The sequence below is a fragment of the Kribbella sp. NPDC050459 genome, assembly GCF_040655315.1.
In the GTDB taxonomy this organism is placed as follows: Bacteria; Actinomycetota; Actinomycetes; order Propionibacteriales; family Kribbellaceae; genus Kribbella.
The window spans coordinates 31,803-57,663 of record NZ_JBFAJQ010000014.1 but is presented as its reverse complement, the minus strand read 5'-3'; the positions used below and the strand labels follow the sequence as shown (position 1 = coordinate 57,663).

General features: G+C 70.1%; 24 protein-coding genes and 1 pseudogene. 7 read left to right on the top strand and 18 right to left on the bottom strand.

Annotated elements, in window-relative coordinates; all coding sequences use genetic code 11:
* Positions 1–15: 15 nt before the first annotated feature.
* The 8 genes and pseudogenes from AB0I12_RS33955 to AB0I12_RS33920 form a co-directional block, all read right to left on the bottom strand.
* Positions 16–1,503 (bottom strand): sulfatase-like hydrolase/transferase, encoded by a 1,488-nt coding sequence (locus AB0I12_RS33955; RefSeq protein ID WP_359937636.1) that lies wholly within the window; start codon positions 1,501–1,503, stop codon positions 16–18.
* The gene (locus AB0I12_RS33950) at positions 1,500–2,519 is read right to left on the bottom strand and encodes an aliphatic sulfonate ABC transporter substrate-binding protein (RefSeq protein ID WP_359937633.1); all 1,020 of its coding nucleotides are present in this window, start codon (positions 2,517–2,519) and stop codon (positions 1,500–1,502) included. Before AB0I12_RS33950 ends, AB0I12_RS33955 begins: the two co-directional genes overlap by 4 nt.
* 8 nt (positions 2,520–2,527) lie before the next feature.
* Entirely contained in the window at positions 2,528–3,322 is a 795-nt protein-coding gene (locus tag AB0I12_RS33945) for an ABC transporter ATP-binding protein (RefSeq protein ID WP_359937630.1), read from the bottom strand.
* Entirely contained in the window at positions 3,319–4,137 is an 819-nt protein-coding gene (locus AB0I12_RS33940) for an ABC transporter permease (protein WP_359937627.1), read from the bottom strand. The genes AB0I12_RS33945 and AB0I12_RS33940 overlap by 4 nt, the downstream gene beginning before the upstream one ends.
* Complete coding sequence (locus tag AB0I12_RS33935; RefSeq protein ID WP_359937624.1) at positions 4,121–5,131, bottom strand: ROK family protein; 1,011 nt, start codon at positions 5,129–5,131, stop codon at positions 4,121–4,123. Before AB0I12_RS33935 ends, AB0I12_RS33940 begins: the two co-directional genes overlap by 17 nt.
* A 146-nt stretch (positions 5,132–5,277) precedes the next feature.
* Positions 5,278–5,376, bottom strand: a pseudogene (locus AB0I12_RS33930) (hypothetical protein); the annotation flags it as partial.
* A gap of 125 nt (positions 5,377–5,501) precedes the next feature.
* The gene (locus AB0I12_RS33925; RefSeq protein ID WP_359937621.1) at positions 5,502–6,524 is read right to left on the bottom strand and encodes a zinc-dependent alcohol dehydrogenase family protein; all 1,023 of its coding nucleotides are present in this window, start codon (positions 6,522–6,524) and stop codon (positions 5,502–5,504) included.
* A complete protein-coding gene (locus AB0I12_RS33920; protein ID WP_359937618.1) occupies positions 6,509–7,708 on the bottom strand; it encodes a multidrug effflux MFS transporter in 1,200 nt (399 codons plus the stop codon). The genes AB0I12_RS33925 and AB0I12_RS33920 overlap by 16 nt, the downstream gene beginning before the upstream one ends.
* Positions 7,709–7,809: 101 nt before the next feature.
* On the opposite strand from AB0I12_RS33920, the gene AB0I12_RS33915 reads away from it, so the two are divergent.
* Positions 7,810–8,691 carry a helix-turn-helix transcriptional regulator gene (locus AB0I12_RS33915; RefSeq protein WP_359937615.1) on the top strand — a complete coding sequence of 294 codons (882 nt, stop codon included), beginning with the start codon at positions 7,810–7,812 and terminating at the stop codon, positions 8,689–8,691.
* A gap of 85 nt (positions 8,692–8,776) precedes the next feature.
* On the opposite strand, the gene AB0I12_RS33910 is transcribed toward AB0I12_RS33915, so the two are convergent.
* Entirely contained in the window at positions 8,777–9,451 is a 675-nt protein-coding gene (locus AB0I12_RS33910; RefSeq protein ID WP_359937612.1) for a DUF4097 family beta strand repeat-containing protein, read from the bottom strand.
* A gap of 139 nt (positions 9,452–9,590) precedes the next feature.
* On the opposite strand from AB0I12_RS33910, the gene AB0I12_RS33905 reads away from it, so the two are divergent.
* Both AB0I12_RS33905 and AB0I12_RS33900 read left to right on the top strand, forming a co-directional pair.
* Positions 9,591–10,526, top strand: a complete 936-nt coding sequence (locus AB0I12_RS33905) for an ATP-binding cassette domain-containing protein (protein WP_359937609.1) — start codon at positions 9,591–9,593, stop codon at positions 10,524–10,526.
* Positions 10,523–11,266 (top strand): ABC transporter permease, encoded by a 744-nt coding sequence (locus AB0I12_RS33900; protein WP_359937606.1) that lies wholly within the window; start codon positions 10,523–10,525, stop codon positions 11,264–11,266. The genes AB0I12_RS33905 and AB0I12_RS33900 overlap by 4 nt, the downstream gene beginning before the upstream one ends.
* Here AB0I12_RS33900 and AB0I12_RS33895 read toward each other — a convergent pair.
* Together AB0I12_RS33895 and AB0I12_RS33890 are read right to left on the bottom strand one after the other, a co-directional pair.
* Positions 11,250–14,363, bottom strand: coding sequence for a BTAD domain-containing putative transcriptional regulator (locus AB0I12_RS33895; protein ID WP_359937603.1), 3,114 nt, complete (start codon positions 14,361–14,363; stop codon positions 11,250–11,252). The genes AB0I12_RS33900 and AB0I12_RS33895 overlap by 17 nt on opposite strands.
* Positions 14,364–14,420: 57 nt before the next feature.
* Positions 14,421–14,843, bottom strand: coding sequence for a DUF1801 domain-containing protein (locus AB0I12_RS33890; protein ID WP_359937600.1), 423 nt, complete (start codon positions 14,841–14,843; stop codon positions 14,421–14,423).
* A gap of 143 nt (positions 14,844–14,986) precedes the next feature.
* Here AB0I12_RS33890 and AB0I12_RS33885 point away from each other — a divergent pair, with 143 nt between their 5' ends.
* The 3 genes from AB0I12_RS33885 to AB0I12_RS33875 are packed head-to-tail and all read left to right on the top strand — an operon-like array spanning position 14,987 to position 16,935.
* Positions 14,987–15,517, top strand: a complete 531-nt coding sequence (locus AB0I12_RS33885; protein ID WP_359938167.1) for a cupin domain-containing protein — start codon at positions 14,987–14,989, stop codon at positions 15,515–15,517.
* Entirely contained in the window at positions 15,514–16,401 is an 888-nt protein-coding gene (sigJ, locus tag AB0I12_RS33880; RefSeq protein WP_359937597.1) for an RNA polymerase sigma factor SigJ, read from the top strand. Before AB0I12_RS33885 ends, sigJ begins: the two co-directional genes overlap by 4 nt.
* 27 nt (positions 16,402–16,428) lie before the next feature.
* Positions 16,429–16,935 (top strand): NUDIX hydrolase, encoded by a 507-nt coding sequence (locus tag AB0I12_RS33875; RefSeq protein ID WP_359937594.1) that lies wholly within the window; start codon positions 16,429–16,431, stop codon positions 16,933–16,935.
* Between the two features lie 9 nt (positions 16,936–16,944).
* On the opposite strand, the gene AB0I12_RS33870 is transcribed toward AB0I12_RS33875, so the two are convergent.
* The 6 genes from AB0I12_RS33870 to AB0I12_RS33845 form a co-directional block, all read right to left on the bottom strand.
* Positions 16,945–18,999: a PQQ-dependent sugar dehydrogenase gene (locus AB0I12_RS33870; protein ID WP_359937591.1), complete on the bottom strand. Its 2,055-nt coding sequence runs from the start codon at positions 18,997–18,999 to the stop codon at positions 16,945–16,947.
* A gap of 133 nt (positions 19,000–19,132) precedes the next feature.
* Positions 19,133–19,948, bottom strand: a complete 816-nt coding sequence (locus tag AB0I12_RS33865; RefSeq protein ID WP_359937588.1) for a MauE/DoxX family redox-associated membrane protein — start codon at positions 19,946–19,948, stop codon at positions 19,133–19,135.
* A 1-nt stretch (position 19,949) separates the two neighbouring features.
* Entirely contained in the window at positions 19,950–20,552 is a 603-nt protein-coding gene (locus AB0I12_RS33860; RefSeq protein ID WP_359937585.1) for a cell wall protein, read from the bottom strand.
* Positions 20,553–20,565: 13 nt separating this feature from the next.
* A complete protein-coding gene (locus tag AB0I12_RS33855; RefSeq protein WP_241997717.1) occupies positions 20,566–20,799 on the bottom strand; it encodes a septal ring lytic transglycosylase RlpA family protein in 234 nt (77 codons plus the stop codon).
* Positions 20,800–21,084: 285 nt separating this feature from the next.
* On the bottom strand, positions 21,085–22,581 hold the full coding sequence (locus AB0I12_RS33850) for an MFS transporter (protein ID WP_359937582.1): 1,497 nt from the start codon (positions 22,579–22,581) through the stop codon (positions 21,085–21,087).
* The gene (locus AB0I12_RS33845) at positions 22,578–23,126 is read right to left on the bottom strand and encodes a helix-turn-helix domain-containing protein (protein WP_359937579.1); all 549 of its coding nucleotides are present in this window, start codon (positions 23,124–23,126) and stop codon (positions 22,578–22,580) included. Before AB0I12_RS33845 ends, AB0I12_RS33850 begins: the two co-directional genes overlap by 4 nt.
* A gap of 274 nt (positions 23,127–23,400) precedes the next feature.
* Between AB0I12_RS33845 and AB0I12_RS33840 the strand changes: the two genes are divergently transcribed.
* On the top strand, positions 23,401–24,387 hold the full coding sequence (locus AB0I12_RS33840; RefSeq protein ID WP_359937576.1) for a TerC/Alx family metal homeostasis membrane protein: 987 nt from the start codon (positions 23,401–23,403) through the stop codon (positions 24,385–24,387).
* Here the strand turns inward: AB0I12_RS33840 and AB0I12_RS33835 are convergent.
* Positions 24,371–25,612, bottom strand: a complete 1,242-nt coding sequence (locus AB0I12_RS33835) for an MFS transporter (protein WP_359937573.1) — start codon at positions 25,610–25,612, stop codon at positions 24,371–24,373. The genes AB0I12_RS33840 and AB0I12_RS33835 overlap by 17 nt on opposite strands.
* Between the last annotated feature and the right edge of the window lie 249 nt (positions 25,613–25,861).

The window sequence follows — 25,861 nt, the reverse complement described above, 5'->3', positions numbered from 1 at the left end:
GGGCCCCGCGGCGCGTTACTTCTGGTAGGTCGTCTCGTCGAGGCCGCTCATCGTCGGGTCGTAGCCGACGTCGCCCACGTCGTACATGGACGTCATCCAGTGGTAGAAGTTGTCGCCCCGCTCGCGCAGCACCGTGTACAGCCGCCGCATCAGCTGCGACCGTACGCCGGCCTGCTCCGGGTGTTGGTACACGTTGAGCAACTCGTCCGGGTCGAGCTCCAGGTCGTACAACTCGTTCACCGAGTCCGGATTCACGACGAGCTTGTACCGGTCCGTGCGCAGCATCCGTTGCGGATAGGGGAAGTGGTGTCCGTGGAACTCGCAGACGATGTCGTCGTCCCACTCGGCCGGCTCGCCACCCACCAGCGGCAGCAGGCTCCGCGAGTCGACCGCGTTCTTCGGGTCGGCCCCGGCCAGTTCGAGGATCGTCGCGGTGCAGTCGAGCAGGCTGACGAACTCGTTCCGTACGACGCCCTCCGGCTGCCCGGGCACCCGGAGCAGACCGGGCGTGCGGTAGATGTCCTCGTACATCGCCGGCCCCTTGTCGTGCAGCCGGTGCGAGCCGGTGAACTCCCCGTGGTCGCAGGTGAAGAACACCGACGTGTCGTCGGCGAGCCCGAGCCGTCGCATCGCGTCCAGCACCCGGCCGAGCTCGAAGTCGATCAGCGCGACGTACCCCTGGTAGATCGCGATCAGCCTGCGCGTGGTCTCGATCGGCATCGTGTCGAACGTCCAGTGCGCGCTGTAGTTCTTCTGCACCATCGGCTTGCCCTGGAACGTCTCCGCCACCGACCGCGGCAGCTCGACGTCCGCCGGGTCGATCAGGTCGAAGTACTCGTCCGGCAAGATGTACGGCAGATGCGGCCCGAAGAGGTGCAGCGCCAGGAAGAACGGCTTCCCGCCGTCCGCGGCGTACCGCTCGAGCATCTCGATCGCCCGGGTCGCCAGGTAGTGCTCGAACGTCGCCTCCACCGGCTGGTGCAGGCGGGCGGCGAGCAGGTTGCCCGGCCCGCCGTTCGGCAGCGTGCCGCGGATCCGGTCCGAGATCTCGTACGGCGGGAGGTCCCGCTCCGCCAGGTACGCCAGGTAGTCCGGGTGATCGACCGGGTTGTGCCAGCCCGGCAGGTCGGGCCCGTCGAAGCCGAAGTCGCCGGCCGACTTGTCGGTGCCGACGTGCCACTTGCCGATCAGCCCGCAGTTGTACCCGCGGTCACGCAACGCCTGGGAGAACGTGAAGGTGCCCTCGCCCAGGTCTTCGAGGTAGCCGACGTTCCGCTCGTAGTTCGCCAGCAGCTTGTGCCGGAACGGCGCCTGCCCGGTGAGCAGACTGGCCCGGGCCGGCGTACAGATCGCCGTCGGCGTGTACCACCGGTCGAAGCGGGTCCCGGTCCGGGCCAGCTCGTCCAGGTTCGGGGTGGTCCCCAACTGGTTGCCGTAGGCACCGAGCGTGTCCGCCCGGTGCTGGTCGGTCATCAGGAAGAGGATGTTCGTCGGCTCGGTCACTTCGCCACCGAGCCGGAACGTGCCGCGGTGAACAGGTCGCCGGTGTAGTACGTCTTCGGGTCGGTCTTGGACTTCAGCTTGCCGGCCTGGACGAAGTAGTCGGCCATCCCGTTCAGCCACTTGTCGATCGTGCCGTCCTTGGTCTTGGCGTCCAGCTCGTCGACCGACAGCACCTTGACGTTGCCCGCGTCGGCCTTGACCTGGTCGACCGGCACGTTGAGCATCTTCGCGGTCAGCTCGATCGACTTGTCCGGATTGGCGGAGCGGTAGGCCATCGCGTCGCGCAGGACGGCGATCGTCTTCTCAGTCTTGTCCTTCTGGCCGGACACGACGTCGTTACCGGCCACGAACGCGGTCGGGAACGAGACCTGCGCCTCGAAGTCGGAGTTCTTGGCGAGCTCGGTCAGGTCCGGGACCTGCTTCTTGATCGTCCCGATCGCGGGGTACCAGAAGCCGGCCGCGTCGATCTTCTTCGACGCGAACGCCGACACGATCGTCGAGGCGTCCATGTTCACGACCTTGACGTCGCTCTTCGTCATCCCGGCCTTCTGCAGCGCCAGCGTCAGGATCATGTCACCCGACGTGCCTTCCGGTACGCCGACAGTCTTGCCGCGCAGCTGGTCGATCGACGTGGTCCCGGAGCGGGCGATCACCCGGTCGGCGTTGCCGAGCGTGTTGATCGCGATCACCTTCGCCTGCCCGGAGGCCGGCAGCCAGAACGCGCCCGGGCCGATGTAGCCGAAGTCGAGGTCGCCGGTGCCGAGCGCCTGGATCTGCAGCGGGCCGTTCGTGAACACCTTGGTGCTCGCCTTCAGACCGTGCTGCTGCCAGAGCTTCTGGTCGTTCGCGATCGCCAGCAGGCTGGTGCCGTTGTAGTCGGCGATGTAGCCGAAGTTCACCTCCTGCAGCGGGCCGCCGTCGGCCGCCTTGTCGTCCGACCCGCCGCAGCCGGCGAGCGCGAGCGTGAGAGCAACGGCCCCGGCGGCGAGGGCCGAGAGCTTGCGTGAGACAGACATGAGGTTCCTTAGGATCGAACGGTGACGGTGGATTCGGCGGCCGTGCGGCCGTCCTGGTGGTAGACGGAGTGCCAGACGCGGTTGCGCAGGTCGGCGAACTCGGCGCTGAGCCGGAACTCCTCCGACCGCGGGTAGGGCAGGTCGACGTCGATCACGTCGTAGATCCGCCCGGGCCGCGCGGCCATCACGATGACGCGGTTCGCCAGGAAGACCGCCTCATCGACGTCGTGGGTGATGAACAGGACCGTGCGCTGCTCCTGGCTCCAGGTGTCGAGCAGTTGCTCCTGCAGCTTCACCCGGGTGAGCGCGTCCAGGGCGCCGAACGGCTCGTCCATCAGCAGGATCGACGGGTTCACGGCGTACGCGCGGGCGATCGCGCAGCGCTGCCGCATCCCGCCGGACAGCATCTTGGGCAGCGCGTCGGCGAAGTCGCCGAGCCCCACCACGTCGATGAAGTGCTGCGCCCGTTCGCGGCGCTCGGCCTTCCCGACACCCGCGGTCTTGAGGCCGAACTCGACGTTCTTGCGCACGGTCAGCCAGGGGAAGAGCGCGTACTGCTGGAAGATCACGCCGCGCTCCGGCCCAGGCCCCTCGACCGGTACGCCGTCGACCAGCGCCCGCCCCGAGGTCGGTTCCTCCAGGCCGGCCAGGATGTTCATCAGCGTGCTCTTGCCGCACCCCGACGGGCCCACCACGGTGATGAACTCGTTGGCGGCGATGTCCAGCGACACCTGGTCGAGCGCCGTGAACGTGTCCTTGCCCAGGGCAAAGGTCTTGGTCACGGACTGGACGGAGATCTTCATCGGCGCTCCTGCCATCCGGTGAGTTTGCGTTCGGCGGTCAGCAGGATCCGGTCCATCAGCAGGCCGAGGATGCCGATCGAGATCAGGCCGACGAAGATCGTCGGCAGGTCGTAGTAGAGCTGCGCGTTCTGCATCCGGAAGCCGAGGCCCTGCTGGGCGGCGATCAGCTCGGCGGCCACCAGGGTCGCCCAGGCCGATCCGAGGCCGACCCGCATGCCGACCAGGATGAACGGCGTCGAGGCCGGCACCACGACGCGGGCGAAGATGCCGGCGTCCTTGGCGCCCAGCACCCGGGCCGCGTTGATCAGCGTGCGGTCGACGTTGACCACGCCCTGGAACGTCGAGATCACGCAGGCCAGGAACGCGGCCAGGAAGATCACGAAGATCTTCGGCGCCTCGCCGATCCCCATCAGCACGATGGCCAGCGGGATGATCGCCAGCGGCGGGACGGTGCGGAAGAACTGGATCCACGGTTCGACCAATCCGCGCACCACGGCGTACCAGCCCATCAGGAAGCCAACCGGGATCGCCGCGGCGGTGCCGAGCGCGAAGCCGATCAGCACCCGCGTCAGGCTGGCCAGGACGTCCTTGCCCAGCGTCCCGTTGCCGATCAGGGTGATCGCCTGCGCGACGACCTCGGGCGGCGTCGGCAGCTTCAGCCCGGCGAGCGCCAGCGCCCACCACACCGCGATGCCGAGCCCGACCGACACCGCGTTCAGCAGCAGAAGAAGACCACCGGCTCGGGTGCGCGTTCGCCCTCCCGCGCGGTCGCGCGGCTTGGCGCCGCGGGCGGTCTGGTCACTGATCACGGCCATCGGCCACTCCTCGGGTCTGCCGCGGGCGGATCGCCGCCCGCGAACCGGGGCCGGCGGGCGCCGGCGTCTCTGGGTAGCCCGCCAGCAGCGGCGAGCTGTGGAACACCGCGGCGAGGGCGCCGAGCGCGCCGTCGTCGTCGGCGAGGCGCGCCGCGCGGACGCCGGGGGAGGCGGCGCCCGGGAAGAGTTCGTAGGCGACGGTGGCGGCGGCCTGCGCGACGATCACCGGCGCGATCCGGGTGATCTCGCCGCCGATCACGATCTCGGCGGGGTTGAGCGCCATCGCGACAGCGGCGAGGACTCGGCCGACCGCGGCGGCGGCATCCCGCAGTACGCGGTCGGCCAGCGGATGCGAACGGGCGACCGCGGCCGCGAGGTCGTCGAGGCTCTCGACCGGCAGCCCGGCGGCGCGGCAGGCGGCCAGGATCGCGGGGACCGAAGCGATCGTCTCGAGACAGCCGTTCTTGCCGCAGCGGCAGGAGTTGCCGTCGGCGCGGACGGTGACGTGGCCGAGTTCGCCCGCCAGACCGGCCGATCCGGAGACCAGGCGGCCGCCGACGACGAGGCCGCCGCCGACGCCGTCGGACAGGCGGACGTAGAGGAGGTTCTCGATCGCCTTCTCGCCGAAGATCGCCTCCGCGAGCGCCGCCAGCCGGGTGTTGTTGTCGACGATCACCGGCGCGCCGAACCGCTCGCAGAAGGCCTCGTCGACCGAGGCCTGGTGAAAACCGTCGGCGGACGCCCCGTGGGATGGGTAGTCGCGCACGCCCGGTTTGCCCGAGTACGGGCCGGGGATCCCGATGCCCACGCCCTGCAACGCGCCGTAGTGGACGCCGTACTCGTCGCTCAACCGCTGCACCAGCCGGAACGCGACGTCGAGCCGGGTAGGCCAGTCCACGCGGTCGTCGTACCGGTCGGAGCCCGACGCCACGATCTCGTGCGAGGCGTCGGCCACGACGACGTGCACGCGGCGGTGCCCGAAGTCGACGCCCATGAACTGGCCGGAGGCCGGATCCAGCGCCCCAGCCGCTCGGCCGGACGCCCGCTGCCCTCCCGGTGCGCCGCGTCGGTATCGGTTACCACGATGGCGCCGCGCTGCAGCAGGCTCCCGGTGATCTCCGACAGCGTCGTGCGGGACAGTCCGACCGCGCGGGCGATCTGGTTCCGGCTCAGCGCCCCCTGCTCACGCAAAACCTGGAGGACCCGCTCCTCGTGGGTCCTCCGTACCAGCGCCTGCACTCCTGGAAACGTCTGCACGCTGGCGACGGTAGGAACCCGGAATTATTCCGTCAACACTCCGACAAAATTCACCTCGCTTTTCGACGGTGAGCTGACGCTCACGCTCCGTGCCGGGCTCCGCGTCGTCAGGGCTGCAGCAGCGCCTTGATCGCCTGGCGCTGGTCCATGGCCTCGTAGGCCTTGGCGGCGTCGGCCAGGGGGAGGGTGAGGTCGAAGACCTTGCCGGGGTCGATCACCCGGCGGGAGATCAGGTCGATCAGCGTCGGCAGGTACTGGCGGACCGGCGCGGGACCGCCGTGCAGGTGAACGCCGGAGAAGAACAGCTCGTCGCCCGGTAGCGCCACTTCGTGGGCCACGCCAACGTAACCGACGTGGCCGCCGGGCCGGGTCGCGCGGATGGCCTGCATCATCGCCTCCTGGGTGCCGACGGCCTCGATGACGCTGTGCGCGCCGTACCCGTTGGTGAGCTCCTTGATCCGCGCGACGCCCGCGTCGCCGCGCTCGGTGACGATGTCGGTCGCGCCGTACTCCAGGGCCAGCTGCTGCCGGGGTTCGTGGCGGCTCATCGCGATGATGCGCTCGGCGCCGAGCTGCTTCGCGGCGAGTACGCCGAGGAGCCCGACCGCGCCGTCGCCGACAACGGCCACCGTCTTGCCCGGGCCGGCTGCTGCCGCCACGGCGGCGAACCAGCCGGTGCCGAGAACGTCGGACGCTGCCAGGAAGGACGGGATCAGATCGGCGTCGGGCATCCCGGCGGTGGCGACCAGCGTGCCGTCCGCGAGCGGAACCCGGGCCAGCTCCGATTGGGTGCCGATGGCACCCATCAGCTCGGCGTGCACGCACCGCGACTGGTATCCGGACTGGCAGATCTCGCACGTGTTGTCGGAGGCGAAGAACGAGCCGATCACGAAGTCACCGGGCTTGACCGTGCGGACCTCGGAACCGATCTCCTCGACAACCCCGACGTACTCGTGGCCCATCGGCGTCGGGCCGTCGAGCTGGTCGTGGCCGCGGTACGGCCACAGGTCGGAACCGCAGACGCAGGTGGCGCTCAGCCGGATGATCGCGTCGGTCGGCTGCTCGATCGCCGGGTCGGGCCGGTGCTCGACGCGAACGTCGCCGGGACCGTACATCATGACTCCACGCATGGGTGGGAACCTCTCTGGTTGGTGATCAGTGCGAACAGGGAAAGGGCGGTGAGGGCGAGCACGATGGCCGCCATGGGTACGGCGCTCCGCTCTCCGCCGAGGCCCGCGAGCGGAGCGACGACGCCCGCCATGCACCACTGCAGGAAGCCCAGCAACGCCGAGCCGGTGCCGGGATGCTCCGGTACGTGGGCGGATGCGAGCGCGCCGGCGTTCGGGCCGACCAGTCCTTGAGCGGTCATCAGGACGAAGAAGCCGATCAACGCCGCGGGCAGCGGCATGCCCGCGAGAGCGCCTCCGAGCAACGTCACGCCGGCGGCACCGGTCGCCGCCAGCCCGATCAGGACGACCTGTCGTGTCGGGACGCGATCGGCCAGCCGGGCGGAGATCAAGGTGGCGACGGTCAGCCCGACGGCGTTGAGGGCGAAGTCCACCGAGTACGCGACGGGGGAGAGGCCGTTCATCGACTGCAGCACGAAGGCCGACGTCGCGACGTACGCGAAGATCGTGCCCATCGAGAAGGCGAAGACCACCAGGTAGCCGGTGAACCCGCGGTTCCGCAGTACCGCACTCGTGAACGGCTCGCCGCGCTGCCGGAGGGTTTCCGGTACGCCGACTGCGACTGTCACCACCATCAACGCGGCCAGTCCCGCGACGACCCAGAACGACACCCGCCAGTGTGAGAAGCGCAGGACGGCCGCGCCGAGCAGCGGCCCGACGATCGGCGCGATCCCTGCGACACCGGCGACCACGTTCATCGCCCGGACCAGCCCATCCCCCGACGTCAGGTCCACGACGATCGAGCGGGCGATGACCATCGCCCAGCCGCCGCTGAACCCCTGCAGCAGCCGGGCGACCATGAGAACGCCGATCGTCGGGCTGAAGGCGCACAGGACGGAGGCCGCGGTCAGTACGACGAGCGAGATCAGCATCGGGCGACGCCGGCCGATCCGGTCCGAGAAGGGACCGCCGAGCAGTTGGCCCGCCGCCATACCGACGAAGAACGTGGTGAGGGTCAGCTGTACCTCGGTCGCGCCGGTGCCGAGCTCGCGGGCCACCAACGGGAACGCCGGCACGTACGTGTCGGTGGCCAGCGGCGCGATCGCGGTGATCAGCACGACCGAGGCGAGCACCGTGGCGGTCAAGGCCGTGTCACGGTCGGTCGGCCGCGTGGCGGTGAGGGGCATGACTCCATGCAAGCGCCGGGGGACGGGCCGGAGAAGTCACGCTCGAGAGGTGTACCGGCAGTACATCCCTCGGAAGGTTCCGCGCCGGTACTGTCGAGGTCATGGACAACAAGGCCGAGGTCCGTGAGTTCCTGACCTCACGACGGGCGAAGCTGACCCCGTCGGACGTCGGCCTTCCCGCGGTCGGGCAGCGCCGGGTGGCCGGTCTGCGCCGCAGCGAGGTGGCCACGCTCGCGGGCGTGAGCGTCGAGTACTACGCGAAGCTCGAACGCGGGACGATCGCCGGAGCCTCCGCCTCGGTGCTCGAGGCGATCTCGCAGGCGCTCCGGCTGGACGAGACCGAACGCGCGCACCTGCTCGATCTGGCGCGCGCGGCCGACGGCATTCCGGCCTCGGGGCGCCGTCGCCGCCGAGCCTCCGCGCAGTCGGCCGCCCGGCCGAGCCTGCGGTGGGCGCTGGAGGCGATCACGGACGGGGTCGCGTTCGTCCGCAACCCGGCGCAGGACCTGCTGGCGACGAACGCTCTCGGCCGGGTCTTCTACTCGCCGGTGATCGGCTCGGGCGGCCGGACGCCGAACCTGGCCCGTTTCCAGTTCCTCGATCCGGCCTCGCGCGACTTCTACCCGGACTGGGACCTGTTCGCGCGCATGTGCGTCGGCATCATGCGCGCCGAGGCCGGCCGCGACCCCCACGACCGTGCCCTGCAGGACCTCGTCGGCGAACTCTCCACCCAGAGCGAGACTTTCCGGCGGCTGTGGGGCGCGCACGACGTCCGCACCCACGGCAGCGGCACCAAGCGCTTCCACCACCCCGCCGTCGGCGACCTCACCTTCGTCTACGAGGAGCTCGCGATCACGGCCGAACCGGGCCTCGTCCTCCTCGTCTACACCGCCGAACCGGGGTCCCCGTCCGCGGAGAAACTCCGCCTCCTCGCTTCCCTCGCCGCCGACCGGATGGACGACGGTGTGCAGCTCGACAGGTAGTGCACCGGTGAGACGCTGTACGCGCAGACGAGTCGACGCTCAGGTGCACTAGGTGCTACCCGAGACGTCCTGTCCAAAATGCACGTCAGGCGCGGGTGAGGGTGATGTTGCCGCCGTGGGTGCGGGCGCGGACGGGGACAGTGCGGGTCGTGGCGTCGGCGGTGTCCAGGTGGTTGAACACGCGGCCGACCGAGGTGTGCGCGTCCAGGGCGGCCGCGGTGCCGGCGGGGACGCCGATCGCGACCTCGCCGGTGGCGGTGTAGAGGTCGACGGAGCCGGTGCCGAGGGCGCCGACGCGGATGTCGCCGCTCGCGGTCCGGGCGTTCACCTCGGCGCCGGCCGCGTCGACGCTGATGTGGCCGGTGGCCGACTTGGCGCGCAGGTTGCCGGTCACCGTGCCGACCCGGATGTCACCGTTGGCGGTCTTCAGCTCGCACGAGCCGATCTCGCCTTCGACGACGTACTTGCCCTTGGCGGTGTAGCCGTTCAGCTGCGAGCCGGTCGGCAGTTCGATCAGGACCTCGATCGCGCCGTACCGCTTGCTGAAGATCGACCGCAGCTTCGGGTGCTTGACCTGCAGCTTGCTGTCGGTGAACTCGACGACCACCTGCTCGGCGGCCTTGACGTCCAGTTCCCAGGCGGGGTCCGTCGGCCGGATCTCGACGACGGTGTCGGTGCGGTCGCTCGCCTTGACGGTGATGTTGCCGAAGATGATGTCGACGGTGGCGGAGATCGGCGCGGGGGTGGTGAAGGTGGACATCTGAACTCCTTGGGGTGTCGGTTGCCGACAACTCTCGCCGCGCGCACTGACAGGGCCCTGCGACGACCGCGGACACGCGACTGACACCGTGTAGGCGGCGTGTCAGGTGCGTGTCAGGGCGTCCGCCCAAGGTGTTCCCATGACAACTTCGGCGATCGCGGTCACAGGACTGCGCAAGGCATTCGGCGACAAGACCGTGCTCGACGGGATCGACCTCGACGTCCCCGCGGGTACCGTCTTCTCCCTGCTCGGCCCGAACGGGGCCGGCAAGACGACGACGGTGAACGTGCTGACCACGTTGACCAAGGCCGACAGCGGTACGGTCCGGGTGGCCGGGCACGACGTCGCGACCGACGCCAAGGCGGTCCGGTCGGCGATCGGCGTCACCGGCCAGTTCGCGGCCGTGGACGAGCTGCTGACCGGCCGCGAGAACCTCCAGCTGATGGTCGACCTGACGGCCGGCGCGGCCGAGGGCACGGTCACCGAGCTCTTGGAGCGCTTCGACCTGACCGAGGCCGCGGACAAGTCCGCGGCGACGTACTCCGGAGGTATGCGCCGCAAGCTCGACCTGGCCATGACGCTGGTCGGCAACCCGCGGATCATCTTCCTGGACGAGCCGACGACGGGCCTCGACCCGCGCAGCCGGCGCACCATGTGGACGATCATCCGCGAGCTGCTGGCCGACGGCGTGACCATCTTCCTGACCACGCAGTACCTGGACGAGGCCGACCAGCTGGCCGACAAGATCGCGGTGCTCGACAAGGGCCGATTGGTTGCCCAGGGCACCCCGGAGGAGCTGAAGCGGCAGATCCCCGGCACCCACGTCCGGTTCCGCTTCGGCTCGGTCGAGGACCTCGACCAGGCCGCGGCGGTCATGCCCGGCTCGACCCGCGACGACGACGCGCTGACCCTGCGCGTCCCCAGCGACGGCGGCACCCAGTCCGTCCGCGCACTGCTCGACCGGCTCGACGAGTATTCGCTCGCCGCCGACGAGTTCTCCGTCAACACCCCTGACCTCGACGACGTTTTCCTCGCCCTGACCGGGCACGACACCGCGGAGGTAGTCGCGAAATGAAGAACCCCTCGATCGTGATGCTGCGCCGCAACCTCAAGCACATCGCGCGGAACCCGACCTCGGTGTTCAACGCCGTCCTGATGCCGGTCGTCGTGATGCTGATGTTCGTCTACATGCTCGGCGACGCGTTCAGCGTCGGCGTCCCGTACGTCGACTACGCGACGCCCGGCATGCTCCTGCTGGCGGTCTGCTACGGACTCGGCGCCGTGGCGACCGCGGTGAACTCCGATATGACCAAGGGCATCATCAACCGGTTCAAGGTGATGGACGTGCCGCGCGGTGCGGTGCTGACCGGTCACGTGATCGCCAGCGTGCTGACCAACCTGATCGCGATCGCCGCGATCATCGGCGTCGCGTTCGCGCTCGGCTTCGACCCGTCGGCGAGCTTCGCGCAGTGGCTCGGCGTGATCGGTCTCGTCGTCCTGCTCGGACTGGCGACCGGCTGGCTGACCGTTGCCCTCGGCCTGTTCGCGAAATCGCCGGAGACCGCGGGCCTGGCCTCGGTGCCGCTGGTGATGCTGCCGTTCTTCAGCAGCGCGATCGTGCCGGCCGACAAGATGGGTCCCGGCGTGAAGCAGTTCGCGCAGTACCAGCCGTTCACGCCGATCATCGAGAGCCTGCGCGGCCTGCTGAACGGCGCGCCGCACACCGGTGACATGATCGCCGCGTTCGCGTGGTGCCTCGGGATCGCCGTGGTCGGCTACGTCTGGGCGACCTCGACGTTCAAGAAGCGAGCGTGACCTCGACGAGCTCTCGCCAGCTCGCCTGCCGGCCCTCCTCCGTCGCCTCGGTGAACCTCGCGTCACCGAGGCGGCGGCGCGTCTCCTGCTCCAGCGCGGCCACATCCGGGTTCGAGCGATCCGGCAGACCGCGGACGACGGCACTCGCCGCGAGCAGCCGCGCGGCCTGCTCGTCCTGATCGGTACGCAGCGCCAGATCCGCGATACCGACGAGCATCTGGGCGATCCCGGGGACGTGTCCGCCCTCGGCCGCCGCCTGGAACGCCGCGCTGCGGTGCTGCCAGGCCTCGTCGAGATCCGTGGCCAGATACCCCAGCACGTCCTGGATCGTCGCGCGCAGGGTCGCCTGTTCGGCCTCGCGGCCCAGCATCGCCGTCGCCTGGTCGAGCCGGCGGCGCGCCTCCTCGGCGTCACCGCGCCAGCGCGCGAGCTCCGCCTTGCACAACACCAGCTCGACGAGCGCCTCCGGCCACGCGACCCGCTCGGCCAGCCGCTGGGCGTCCGCCATCGCGGCCGAGCTCGCGTCCTGGTCGCCGGCCAGCCAGTACAGCTGTGCCTGCCGCGACCGCATCCGGACGACGTCCTCGATCGCGCCGACCTCGGTGGCGACCGCGATCGCCTGCTCGTAGTACGCGCACGCGTCGGCGAACTCGCCGCGGACCGCGAGCCGGTCGGCCAGCTCGGTGAGCGCGAACGACATGCCCCAGCGTTCGCCGATCGCGCGGAACTCGGACAGCGCGGTCGCCAGCGCCAGGTCGGCGTCCCGGTCGCCGTCGCCGAGCATGATCCGCATCTTGCCGATCTGCAGCCGCGCCAGCGCCCGTACCCAGGGATCCTTGTCGGTGAGCAGCGGCTCGAACGTGGACACGAACGAGCCGGCCCCTCGCAGCAGGCCTTCCAGCGCGGTCGACAAGGTCACCGCCGGGTGCGGGCTCTCGACCCGCCGGCTGAGTTCCGCGGTCTTGCGGATCCAGTCCTCGGCGTCGAACTGGTCGCGGCCGCGCCCCGACGTCATGAAGTTGGCCACGAACGCGTACACGACGGCGCGGCTCTCGTCGGACGCCTCGCCCGGCACGTCCGGGGCCGCCATCAGGAACTCGCTGCCCTCGACCTTGTGCCCGGCGAACCACCAGTACCACCCGGCGGCCGCGGCGAGCCGCATCGAGCCCTCCGCGTCACCCGCCGCCAGCGCCCCGCGCATCGCGCCGGCGATGTTGTCGTGCTCGGCCTCGACGATGGCCAGCCACTCGAGCTGCTCGGTGCGCCGCAGGTGCGGGTCGGCGGTCTCGGCCAGCTCGGTGAAGAACGCGAGGTGGGTACGGCGGGCCGAGTCGGTCTCACCCGCCTCCTCGAGACGTTGCTGCGCGTACTCCTTGATTGTGCCGAGCAGCCGGTACCGCGGCGCGCCCTCGTCCTTGGTGACCACCAGCGACTTCTCGGTCAGCGCGGTCAGCAGGTCGAGCACCTCCCACGACTCGACCTCGCCGCCCGCACAGACCTGCTCGGCCGCCTCCAGGCCGGCGCCGCCCGAGAACACCGCGAGCCTGCGCAGCACCGACCGCTCGGCGTCGGTCAGCAGCTCCCAGCTCCAGTCGACAACTGCGCGCAGCGTGCGGTGGCGGGGGAGCGCCGTACGGCTGCCGCCCGTCAGCAGGCGGAAACGGTCGTCGAGGCGGGTGGCGAGCTGCTCCAGCGACATGGTGCGCAGCCGGGCCGCGGCCAGCTCGATCGCCAGCGGCATCCCGTCGAGCGCACGGCAGATCCGGGCCATCGTCTCCGGGTCGAGCGCGAGGTCCGCGCGCACGGTCCGAGCGCGGTCCTGCAGCAGCCGGACGGCCGGCGACGCGTCGATGTCGCTGCCGTCCGCGGGCACGGCGAGCGGCGCGACCGGCCACAGCGCCTCGCCGGTGATACCGAGCGGTTCCCGGCTCGTCGCGAGGATCCGCAGCCGCGGGCACTCGCCGAGCACCCGGTGCGCGAACGTCGCGGCGGACTCGATCACGTGCTCGCAGTTGTCCAGGATCAGCAGCATCGCCCGCTCGCGGACCGCGGCGACCACCCGGTCGGTCGGGTCGGTGTCCGGTACGTCGCCGAGCAACGCGTCCCGCAGCGCGAGCGCCCCGAGCGTCGCCTGCGCCACGTCCCCGTCGGCGCCGATCGCCGCGAGCTCGACCATCCAGACGCCGTCCGGCAGATCGCCGAGCACCGTCCGGGCGGTTTCCGACGCGAGCCGGGTCTTGCCCGAGCCGCCCGGCCCGATCAGCGTCGTCAGGCGGTGCCCGGCGATCAGGTCACGGACCGCGGCGACGTCGGTCTCCTTGCCGACGTACGTCGTCAGCTCCTCGCGGAGGTTCGTGTTCCGCTTCTCGTCGCGTCGGACCAGCTCGCCGCGGAGCAGCGCGACGTGCAGCGCGGACAGCTCCGGCGACGGGTCGACGCCCAGTTCGTCGGCGAGGATCTCGCGGGTGCGCTCGTATGTGCGCAGCGCCTCGGTGTCGCGGCCGGAGGCGACCAGCGCGCGCATCAGGGCGGCGACGAGACGTTCGCGGACCGGGTGCGCGGCGACCAGGTCGGTCAGCTCGGTGACGAGTTCCGCGCCGTGGCCGAGCGTGATCTCGGCGTCGTACCGGTCCTCGGTCGCGGTCAGGCGGAGCCCGTCCAGCCGGGTCACGGCCGCGTCGAACGCGCCGCTCTCGGTCAGGCCGACGTCCTGCATCGCGGGCCCGCGCCACAACGCGAGCGCCTCCCGCAGCAGGCGGATGCCCTGCGGGTCCTGGTCGGTGCGCGCGCGGGTGACGAGCCGCTCGAACCGCACGGCGTCGACGGCATCCGGGTCGAGTTGCAGCCGGTAACCGTCCGTGTGCCCCTCGACCGGCAGCAGTTTGCGGAGGCGGGAGACCAGGCGCTGCAGGGCGTTCGCCGCGTCCGCCGGGGGCTGTTCGCCCCAGATCCAGTCGACGAGCGTTGCCTTCGGCACCACGCGTCCCGCGTCGAGCGCCAGAGCGACCAACAGCCCGCGCAACCGCGCTCCAGGCACGTCGACGACGCTCCCGTCGTCGGCCCGCACCTCGAACGGCCCCAGCATCCCGATCTGCACCCGCCAGATTTTGCCACGCAGGCAAAGCCGGACCGGCCGCCCGGGTCCGGCCGCGGTCTAGCCGGCGGCCTTCTTGACCAGGGCGACGATCTTCTTCTCGACGGCCGGGGTGAGTTCGAGCAGGGCGTACGAGGTCGGCCAGAAGTCGCCGTCGTCGAGGGCGGCCGGCGGGTTGAACCCGAAGGTGGCGTACCGGGCCTTGAACTTCGCGGCGTCCTGGAAGAAGCAGACGATCTTGCCGTCCTTGGCCCAGCCCGGCATGCCGTACCAGAGCTTCGGGGTGAGGTCCGGCGCGATCTGCGGGATCAGTTCGTTGAGCCGCTCGGCCATCACCCGGTCGGCGTCGGCCATCCCCGCGATCTTCTCCGCCTGCGCCTCGGCCGGATCCTGCTTGCTCTTCAGCTCCTTCGCGTGCTCCTTCATCGCGGCCTGCTCTTCCGCGGTGAACCCGTCGTACGACTTCTTCTTCGTGGTGGCCATCGGAGTGCCTTTCTGCTGGTCGGTACTCCAAACACTAGGAGCGGCCGTACCTCCGGTGCTTCTTGAAAACTGATCGATCGCGCAGTGACGGCCGTCACGTCCGGCGTCGTCACGAATCGGGGCGGTTGCCTGGTCAGGTGGGCATGAACGCAGACCAGACCGCAGTCCTGACCCGTGGCGCCGGTGCCGAGCGGCTCGGCGCGGCGCCGAACCAGACCTGGCTGATCGCCGACGCCGACCAGACCGGCGGGATCATGAACGTCGTCCGGACCACGCTCGGCCCGGGCGTCGACGGCCCGCCGCCGCACTTCCACCAGGAGTCGCCGGAGATGTTCTATCTGCTCGACGGCGCGCTCCGGATCCTCGCCGGCGACCAGGTCCTGACCGTCCGCAAGGGCGACTACCTGCTGGTGCCGCCGCTGATGCACCACGCCTGGGGTACGCCGATGGACACCGGCGCCGACGTGCTGATCGTGAAGGCCCCGGGCAACAACCGGTTCGAGTACTTCCGGCTCGGCGACCGCATCCGGCGGGGTGCGGCGTCGCCGGCCGAGGTGCTCGCGACCGCGGAGCGCTTCGACAACCACTTCGTCGACAACCCCGTCTGGCGGCAGGAACTCGCCGTACGGCAAGGGGACCGGGAGCAGCTCGTCCCGTTCGCGGAGCGTCCGTGACAATTGGCGTCGTGGACGAGGTCGCCGAGTTCGAGCAGCAGCGGCCGCGGCTGTTCGGGATCGCGTACCGGATGCTCGGCGAGGCGAGCGAGGCGGAGGACGTCGTGCAGGACGCGTACCTGCGCTGGCGATCGGGGCACGGGCCGGTGCAGACGCCGGCCGCCTGGCTGACCACCGTCGTCACGAACCTGTGCATCAACCGGCTGACGTCGGCACGCGCCCGGCGGGAGCGGTACGTCGGCCCGTGGCTGCCCGAGCCGATTGCTACGGGCAACGATCCGCAGGAGCTCGTCGAGCGGCGGGACACGGTGTCGCTCGGATTCCTGGTGCTGCTGGAGAAGCTGACCCCGCCGGAGCGGGCGGTCTTCGTGCTGCGGGAGGCGTTCGGCTACACGCACCGGGACAGCGCCGAGGTGCTCGGGGTCGACGAAAGGCACACGCGGCAGCTGTACCACCGCGCGCTCGCCCGCCTCGGCGACGAGCGGCGACGCTTCGAGGCGCGGCCCGCGGACGCGACGGCCCTGGTCGACCGCTTCATCGCGGCCACCGTGGACGGCGACGTCACGGGCCTGGAGGCGCTCCTGACCGAGGACGCGGCAATCTGGGCCGACGGCGGCGGCAAGGCGATCGCGGCCCGCGAACCGATCTTCGGCCGCTCCAACGCCGCCCACTACCTGGCCGGCCTGGCCGCCGGTCCCCGCGCCCTGACGGCCCGGCTGTCCGTCATCGAGGTCAACGCCGCGCCCGCGATCCTGGTCCACGAGTCCGGCAACCTCACCGGCGTACTCGTCCCCGAGATCCGCGACGGCGCCATCGCCAGGATCCGCGCCGTCCTCAACCCCGACAAACTCACCTACCTCCGCACCCAACTGGATCAGACGTAGAAACGCTGGGCGTACGACACTGGACCGGTGAACCGACAAGACGATCTTGCTGCCGAGGGTGAGCCGGAGCGGGAGTTCAACCCCGGGATCGCGGCGCGGATGCCGCGGAAGACCGCCGCCGGGGGTGCGCTGATCCGGGACCGGGACGGGCGGATCCTGTTCCTCGAGCCGACGTACAAGCCGACTCTCGACATCCCCGGCGGCATCGTCGAGTCGAACGAGTCGCCGTACGAGGCGTGCTGCCGGGAGGTGCGGGAGGAGATCGGGCTCGTCCTGGACATCGGCCGCCTGCTGGTCGTCGACTGGGTCCCCGCGCACGGCCCGTGGTCCGATTCGCTGGCGTTCGTCTTCGACGGTGGTGTCCTGGACGGTGACACCCTCACCCTCGACCCGACCGAGGCCCGCGCCCACTATTTTCTCCCGCTGGACGAAGCAGCCCCACGCCTCCGCCCCTCGATGACCCGCCGCCTCACCCTCGCCCAGGAATCCCTCACCACCGGCATCCCCGTCTACTCCGACTTCGGACGGCGGTGAGGTGCCTGGCTACGGAAACTTCAGGCGCACGATCACGTTGTCGATCGTCGACGGTGTGCCGCCGTTCTTGTCGTTGTTGGTGGACGTCAGCCAGAGCCCGCCGTCCGGTGTGCGCGTGACGCTGCGCAGGCGTCCCCAGCGGCCGGAGAACAAGGCCTGTGGAGTGCCGACGCCCGTGCCGGCGGAGTTGATCTTCGTGACCCACAACTGCTTACCGGTGACGCCGGCGATGTAGATCCAGTCGTTGACGATCTCGACGCCGCTCGGACCGGCCTGCGCCGTCGACCAGGTGCGCTTCGGCGCGATGTACCCGCCGCAGTCGCCGATCGTGCCCTCGCACGCCGGCCAGCCGTAGTTACCGCCCTTCTGGATCAGGTTGAGCTCGTCCTGGCTGTTCTCGCCGAACTCGGCCGCCCACAGCTGACGGCGTGAGTCCCACGCCAGGCCCTGCGGGTTCCGGTGTCCCCAGCTCCACACGTACCGCGCGTTGCCGCCGCTGCTGTAGAACGGGTTGTCGCTGGGCGCCGACCCGTCGGGGTTGAGACGCAGGATCTTCCCGTTCAGCGAGTTCTTGTTCTGCGCGTTGCCGGAGTTCTTGGCGTCACCAACGGTCGCGTACAGCTTCCCGTCCGGCCCGAACGCGATCCGCCCGCCGTTGTGGTACCGGTTCTTCGCGAGTCCCGTGAGCACCGGCGACGACGTCGTGCCCAGCTGCCCGTTCTCGTACTTCATCCGCACGATCCGGTTGTCGCCGGACGCCGTGTGGTAGAAGTACACCCAGTGGTCGCTGGCGAAATTGGGCGAGAGCGCGAGGCCGAGCAGACCGCCTTCGCCGGTCGTCGTGACCACTCCCGGCACCTTCCCGAGCGTCGTCTTCTGCCCGCTCGCCGTCACCCGCAGGACCTCGAACCGGTCCCGCTCGGTCACCAGCGCGGAGCCGTCCGGCAGGAACGCCGCACTCCACCCGAGATCGACCTTCGCGATGTCCTTGTCGTACGCCGGAATGCCGCCCGCGCCGGTGGTCGCGGTCCGTACCGTGACCGCGTTGCTCGCAACGGACGCGTTGCCGTCGGGGTCGCGGGCCTTCACCGTGAACGTGTACTCCGTGTTCGCCGCCAGGCCGGTGACCGTCGCGGTCAGCGAACCGGTCGACGCCACCTTCGCCGTGCCCTGGTACACGTCGTACCCGGCGATGCTCCCGCTGTTGTCGGTGGACGCGTCCCAGGCCAGCGACACGCTGCTCGCGGTGACGCCGGTCGAGCGCAGGTTGCCGGGCGCGGTCGGCGGCTGCGCGTCGCCGCTGCCGGGGGTGGTGAACGTGACCACGTTGCTCTGCTGCGAAGCGTTGCCCGCGGCATCGAACGCGCCGACCGAGATGTCGTACGCCGTGTTCGCCGTCAGCGTGTCCACGGTCGCGCTCAAGGTGTTGCCGTCGACAACCTTCAGGACGTTGCCGCCGCGGTTGATCTCGTACCGGACCACGCCGACGGTGTCGGTCGCGGCGGTCCAGTGGAACGTCGCGGCGTTCGACTTGATGTCGCTCACCGTCAGATTGCCCGGGGCCGACGGCGGAGTGGTGTCGTCGGTGGTGGGAGTGACGGTCAGCTTGTCGGCGTTGGGGCCGCCGTCGGCGGTGGTCGCGCGGGCGCGGATCGTGTTCGTACCCGCGGCGAGTTGCAGGCGGACGGTCTTGGTCTGCCAGGTGGTCCACGCACCCGTCCCCGGGAACGTGATCCCGACCGCGCCGGGTTGCCCGTTGACGGTGAAGTCCAGCGGCCGCGCGGCCGTCGTACCGTTCGCGTACCGCAGCGTCACGTCGGCCGGGCCGGCCGGGGCCGTCACGGTCCACTCGACGTAGCTGCCGACGACGTTGTCGTAGTTGACGAAACCGGTGCCGGTGTAGCCGCTGTGGTTGGACTCGACCACGCCTTGCGAGACGGCCGCGTCCTCGGCCTGGTAGTCGGTGGCAGTTGCGGTGACAGTGGCGGTCGCGGACGGGGGAGAGCTGAGTCCGAGCGTGGCGACCGCCAGCGCGGTCACGGCCCAGAGCGAGCGGGGTGTCATGAGGTCTCCTGGTGTTCCGGGGCGGAGGAGCTGCAGGGGACGAACTATTAGGAAAGCTTCCTAACTATCGGAGTCCGTGTCAACAGCACGAAAGCCCCCGCGGACGGTCCGCGGGGGCTTTCGGCCTCGGCTGCTAGGCGGTGGCGAGCACCGTCGGGCGGTACAGCGTCAGGCCGGTCGTCTCCTCGACGACGGCGACCCGGATCGCCGACGGGGTGGAGTCCTGGTGCGGTACGGCGAAGACGGCGGTCGCGCGGCGGCCGTCGTACCTGGCGGCGTAGCTCACGAACCGCCAGTCCTCGTCGTCCCAGTAGTCGTGGATGTCGGAGCTCAGCATCCCGTCGACCGCGCGGTACGCCGGGCTGAGGATCACGCGCCGCTGGGTCGCGACGAGTGGTGTGGTGCTGGATGCCGTACCGGCGTACGGGTGGCTGAGCCGGATCCGGAAGCGCCGCAACGGCAGCAGCCAGTACCGGTCGAGCTCGGCGGACAGCATCGCGAACGCCGCTGCCTCGACGACGAGCACCGGCAATCCCGCACCGGCCGACCACCAGCCGGCGGCTGCCGTGGTCGCGAGGCCGGCGGTTGCCAGGAGCAACAACGCGCGGGCGATCGCCCGGTAGCCGACCGGCTTCGCCGAGGCCTTCATGCACCCGCAGGAGGCCTCGGGAACGACGACCTTCGAGTAGATCAGGAATCCGGTGAAGCCGACGGACAGTGCGGCAGCGGCGAACGCCTCGACCGCCCAGGAAGGCGGCAGGAGAAGCGCCAGTGCCAGCAGGGTCTCCACGGTGGCGACGGTCCGGTAGACGGGTTTGGCTCGGGACTCGCCGACCAGCGTCGGCAGGGCGGTGCGGTCGGCCTGGTCGGGGGCCTTGAACTTGCCGTAGGCCGAGCAGAGCAGGAGCAGTCCGATCAGGAGCGGCTGCGCAGCCGCTACGGCGCCCATGTCAGTTCGACGTGTAGATGGTGGCGATGTCGATCTCGTTGGTCCCCGGCCGCCAGGCGCCGATCACCTGGGCGTGCCGGCCGACCTTGAGCATCGACAGGTCGGACACCGCCGGCGTGCCGTTGTACACGGCCGCGGTGGTCCCGGCTTGGACGTGCCCGACGACCTTCTGCCCGTGGTGGTCGAGCTGGACGCCGTTGCGCCCGATCGAGGTGATCGCGACGGTCAGGTTGACGATGTTCACCCAGACCGCCTCGGCGGCCAGGATCCCGTCGGGCAGCAGCACACCGCGCGCGTACAGCCCGTCGCCGATCTTGGCCTGGTCGATCGTGGTCGGCCGGAGCTTCCAGACACTCGTCACGCCGGTCAGCTGGATCCGGTGCAGCCGGCCGTCGGATCCCTGCACCTGCAGGAGATCCTGGTTCCGGCCGATGATCAGGCCTTCGGCGAAGTTCGGGTCCGGCTGCCCGGCGTCGGGGAACTGCGCACCGGCCGCGAACGCGGTCTCCGGAGCGAGTGAACCCATCGCGGTGGCGGCGACCAGGCCGGTCGCGCCGAGCGCGGCGCGGGTGAGCAGGGCGCGGCGATCCATCGTTGCAGTCATCTCAGCTCACTCCTCAGCCGACGTCGATGTTCGCGGGGATCAGACCGGCGCTCAGGCTGGCGATCGCGGAGAACGCGGCCGGTGTGAGGTCGAGCAGGCGGTTCGCGGCGCACGTGCCGCCGCAGCAGGCGCGTTCACCGCAGAACAGGTCGGTCTGCGGACCGCAGTCCGCGATCGAGGTGACGACCCGTTTTCCGTTGCACAGGTTGGTGGTGGCGTGCCGGAAACCGCAGGTACGCCGGGTCATCCCGGTGAACCCGCAGCGATCCGGACGGGTGATCGACAGGCATGCGTCCGAGGTGTTCGGCCACGCGTGCTGGAAGCTCCCGGAATTGCACGTGCCGCAGGCACCGTGACCGGTGCTCGCACAGGGTCCCCATGCGTTTCCGCAACAGAACCAGGATGCTTCGCCGTTGAATCCGGCCATGACAGTTCCTCCTAGGCCTAGGGGCGGACAGACCTACAGAACTTCTTTTGTACTCCGATCCGGCGAAATCTCCCAGGGCTCAGCGAAGAAACGGAAACTTTTTGCCTAGCGTTCGGTGCTGAGTCGCTGGCCGCGGAGCAGGAACCACGCCGCGACCGCGGTGGCCAGCAGGACGACGGCACCCACGCCGGCCGCGATCGAAACGCCGTGCGCGAAGGACTCCCGAGCAGCGTCGAGCAGGGCGGCGGCGGTCTGCGGCGGAAGCTGCGCGGCGGCCTCGACCGCACCGCCCAACGACTCGTGAGCCGCCTCGGGCGTGCCCGCGGGGCCGGTGAAGTTGCGGTACACCCCGGTCACGATCGAGCCGAGCAGCGCGATACCGAGCGCCGCGCCGAGCTCGTACGCCGTCTCCGACACGGCACTCGCCGCGCCCGCCTCCTCTTTCGGTACGGCGGCCAGGATCACGTCGGCCGTCACGGTGAAGGACAACCCGGCGCCTGCTCCGACGGCGAGCAGCGCCGCGCCGAGCAGCGGATAGCCCGTGTCCGCGCTGATCGTGGTGAGAGCCGCCAGGGCGAGGCCGATCGCCGCGAGCCCGCCGGCCACGACGGCGCGCACCGAGAACCGCCGCGCCACCTGTCCCGCGAGCAGACCGGCGACGATCGACCCGATCGCAGCCGGCAACTCCGCGAGCCCAGCCTCGATCGGCCGCAACCCCTGCACCAGTTGCAGGTACTGCGACAGGAAGAAGATCAGCCCCGACAGCCCGAGGATCGTGAGCAGGTCGGCGAGGACGGCGCTGCTGAATCCACGGCTCCGGAACAGGCTCAGGTCCAGCAACGGGATCGGGAGCCGGCGCTGCCGCCGGACGAATCCGTACAGCGCGATCGCACCGGCCACGGCCGCGGCGACCGGGACCCAGTCGAATCCGTGCGCCGCGAACTCCTTGATCGCGTAGACGATCCCGACCATCCCGATCATCGACAGCACGACGCTGACCAGGTCCCACGGACCCGGCGCCGGGTTCCGGGACTCGGGCAGCAGGCGAGCGCCGACGACGACCAGGACCGCCATCACCGGCAGGTTGATCAGGAACACCGAACCCCACCAGAAGTTCTCCAGCAGGACGCCGCCGACGATCGGGCCGATCGCCATCCCGGCCGACGCCGCGGCGCCCCAGATGCCGATCGCGAGACTGCGTTCGCGCGGATCGTGGAACAGGTTGCGGATCAGCGCCAGCGTGGCCGGCATCAGCGTCGCGCCCGCGACCCCGAGCAGTGCGCGCGCCAGGATCATCACCTCGGCCGAGGTCGCGTACGCGTTGAGCACCGAGATCGCGCCGAACGCCGTCGCGCCGATCAGCAGGATGCGCTTGCGGCCGATCCGGTCGCCCAGGCTGCCCATCGAGACGAGCAGTCCGGCGAGGACGAACGAGTACGCGTCGCCGATCCACAGCAGCTGGTTGCCCGACGGCTGCAGGTCCTCGGACAGGAACGGGGTCGCGAGACCGAGCACGGTCGCGTCGACCGCGACGAGCAGAACGGCGAGCACCAGGACCGCGAGCGCGAGCCAGCGCCCGGGCCGCGTCACTTGCTGCTTCATGCCTGTCTCCGTGTCGCGCCACCGAGCAGCAGCTCGGTGATGTTCGTCGTGAAGTCGTTGGGGGCCACGCGTCCTTCGCTGATCGCCCAGGCCGCCGAGACGAGCAGCCCGTAGAGCGCCTCGGTCAGCCAGACCGGGCTCAGATCGATCCGGAACTCGCCGGCCTCCTGGCCGCGCCGGAAGAGGCCGACCATGCGGGCGTCGAGCCGCGCCCAGCCCTCGTTCTGCTCGTCGCCCTCGAACAGCTGGTTCTCGGAGTACAGGAACGCGAGCAGCCCGGCGGCCGGCTCCAGCTCGCGGACCAAGCGCCGTACGGCGTCCGGGGCCGGACCGTCGCCGACGGCGGCCCGCGCCGCGGCGGCCTCGCACTCGGCGATCCCGAGCTCCTCCAGTGCGCGGATCAGCGCGTCGCGCCCGGCGAACTGCCGGTTCAGGGTGGCGCGGCTGATCCCGGCCGCCCGGGCGACCTCGTCCATGGTTGCGGTGGACTTCCGCATCAGGAGGCCCGCAGCGGCCCGCAAGACCTGGTTCCGATCGACTGCCATGAGACGATGGTACCTCATATGAGACATTGATGTCTCATATTGGCGTCCGATCTAGTTCTGCAGCCAGTATGCGGTATACCATGCTGCGAACGCGCCGGGTACCGATACACTTGGCGCGTTTGTGGAGGGGAGTATCCCCGAAGCGGCAGCGTCGTCATCACGGGAGGCCTGGGCGGCCGAACCGGTGCTGCCGGCCCGGAGTCATCCGGGTGGGAGAGACCTCCGGACCAAGCAGCTGTTCGCCGACGTCCGGAGGTTCGTCATGGTCTCTGTCATGTCCCCAGCCGTCTGGGTGCTGACGATCATCGGGTTGCTCGCGATCGTCGCGTTCGACCTGATCGTGATCGCCCGCCGCAACCACATCGTGACGATCAAGGACGCCACCCGCTGGGTGCTGTTCTACGTCGGCCTGGCCGGGCTGTTCGCGCTCGGCCTGTTCCTGTTCAGCCCGGGACAGTCGGGCAGCGAGTTCGTCGCCGGGTACATCACCGAGTACAGCCTGAGCGTCGACAACCTGTTCGTGTTCGTGATCATCATGGCCCGGTTCGCCGTCCCGAGCCTGGCGCAGGACAAGGTGCTGTACATCGGCATCGTGGTCTCGATGCTGCTCCGCGCGGTGTTCATCCTGGCCGGCGCGGCGGCGATCTCGGCGGCCAGCTGGGTGTTCTACATCTTCGGCGCGTTCCTGGTCTACACCGCGGTCCGCCTGGCGATCGAGGGCGAGAACGACGACGAGGACTTCCAGGAGAACGCCGCACTGCGCGGGCTGCGCCGGGTTCTCCCGCTGTCACACGACTACGACGGCGCCAACCTGACCACCCGGATCGACGGCCGCCGGATGCTGACCCCGCTGGTGATCGTGATCTCCGCGATCGGGATGGCGAACGTGATCTTCGCGCTCGACTCGATCCCGGCGATCTTCGGGCTCACCCAGGACGCCTACATCGTGCTGACCGCGAACGCGTTCGCGCTGATGGGCCTGCGGCAGCTGTACTTCCTGATCGGCGGGCTGCTGGAGCGGATCGTCTATCTGAACGTCGGCCTCTCGGTGATCCTCGCGTTCATCGGCGTGAAGCTGATCATCGAGGCGCTGCACGGCTCGCACATCGACGACATCGGCGCGATCCACCTGCCGCACATCGGCATCCTGACCTCGCTCGGCTTCATCATCGGCACCCTGTTCGTCACCACGGTCGCCAGCCTGATCAAGTCGTCGTACGACAACCGCCGCGAAGCCGTCCGGATCAAGATCGACGAGTGACGGCCTCGTCCGGGACCCGGGTGCGCAGGTAGAGCGCGGGGATCGGGACGAGGATCAGGCCCGACGCGAGCAGCGCCGCCCGCAGCGACGAGCGGCCGACCGCGCCGAGCGGCGGGCCGCCGGCCACCTGACCGATCGCGTTCGCCTGCGACACCATCGACAGGACGGTCGCGCGGGACCGGGAGTCGATGTGCCGGTTCAGCCACGCGGACTGGACCGGGTACGCGACCGTGCCGGCGACGGTGGTCAGCCACAGTGCCGCCAGCGCGGGCCAGAGGCTGCCGGACAGCGCGAAGCCGACCACCCCGACGATCTGCAGTACCGCGAACGTCGCGAGGATCCCGGTCGGGTGCGCCGCCGACAACCGCTCCGGGGAGAGCCGGTCGAGCGTCAGCGACGTACCGAGCGACAGCAGCGTGCCGATCAGGGCCAGGACCGTGAACCAGAACGCCGGGTCCGACGTACCGAACACGGCCGGGAAGGTGAAGGTCAGCATCTTCACCGACCACAGCCGGTCGAACGCCTCGCTCGACAGGCCGCCGATCAGGCTGACCACGACCAGCGTCCGGACGACGGGGCGCCGCCGGGCGACCCCGAGACCGTGCTTGAACGTCTCCGCCAGGTGCCGGAACGTCTCCCGCTCGGCGCGCGGGGTGCGGTGGAAGTTCTGCTCGCGCATGAACAGCGCGAGCAGCAGGCCGAGCAGCATCATCCCGGCGCCGGAGATCACCATCGGCAGCGGCAGGCTGATCAGTCCGAGACCGCCGGCGGTGACGATGCCGGCGATCTTCGCCGCCAGCTCGAACTGCTGCGCCCGGATGAACACCCGGCCGGCCTGCTCGGCGCCGATCTCGTCGGTGATCCAGGCCTGATCGGCGCCGGAGGTGAACGTGAAGCCGACGCCCCACAGCACCTGCGCGGCGAGGATCGCCAGGAACGCGGGCACCAGGCCCTGGAGCAGGAAGCCGGCGCCGATCAGCAGGAAGCCGATCACGATCGAGAGCCGGCGGCTGTACAGGTCGGCGACGATGCCGGTCGGGATCTCGAAGAGGAAGCAGGCCACCTCGAGCGTGGTCCCTACCAGGACCATCTGCAGCGGGTCGAGTCCGGCGTCGCGGACGTAGTACACCAGGTTCAGGGTGAAGGACAGCGCGGCGAGGAAGGACCAGGCGGCGTTGTAGACGTAGTACGTCCGGGTCGGGTCGGCCGATCGGTACGAAGGCATCGCGGGGTGCTCCTGAGGACGCGTGCGGGCAGGACGAAGCGCGACGAGAGGTCAAACGCTTGGTTTCGGCGCACGCCGTGGTGCGCTGTCAGGAGCGGGTTCGCATGCCGCCAAGAGTAGGGCAGCACCCGGCGCGTCCGCCCTCGAATTACCCGGCCCCGCTTGGTCATCAGGAGTAGTATCGAAAGTGCCTGGCCCGGCCGTTCCCCCGTGATGGTCGGGTCAGGTTCCTGTCTGGCCCCTCCCGAG